The sequence below is a fragment of the Mesorhizobium tamadayense genome (genome assembly GCF_003863365.1).
GTDB classification, from domain to species: Bacteria; Pseudomonadota; Alphaproteobacteria; order Rhizobiales; family Rhizobiaceae; genus Mesorhizobium; species Mesorhizobium tamadayense.
This window is the reverse complement of record NZ_RQXT01000290.1, coordinates 1-270: the sequence shown is the minus strand read 5'-3', so window position 1 is coordinate 270 and position 270 is coordinate 1. Positions and strand designations below refer to the sequence as shown.

The window sequence follows — 270 nt, the reverse complement described above, 5'->3', positions numbered from 1 at the left end:
TGAAAAAGTGGATACTGATATTAAAAACGGAGCACGTCTCACTATCGAGATCCCAAGTGATTAAGAAAGGTTTCAAATTCAGCCTCCGGGATCGCCGCAGTGTGTTCGGGTCCGGGATAGGCACCGGAATGGATGTCAGCCCGGAATTCCCGGAATGCCGCGACGCGTTCACTATTCAGTCGATCGAACTCGGCCTTGAAGTTGCGATACGCCTTGGCGTGGCGGGGAACGCGGTTGCGGCCGTAGCCGAGCACGTCCTCTGCGAACAGG

General features: G+C 55.6%; 1 pseudogene. It reads right to left on the bottom strand.

Annotated elements, in window-relative coordinates:
* Positions 1–41: 41 nt before the first annotated feature.
* A pseudogene (locus tag EH240_RS37695) lies at positions 42–270 on the bottom strand (3-methyl-2-oxobutanoate hydroxymethyltransferase); the annotation flags it as partial.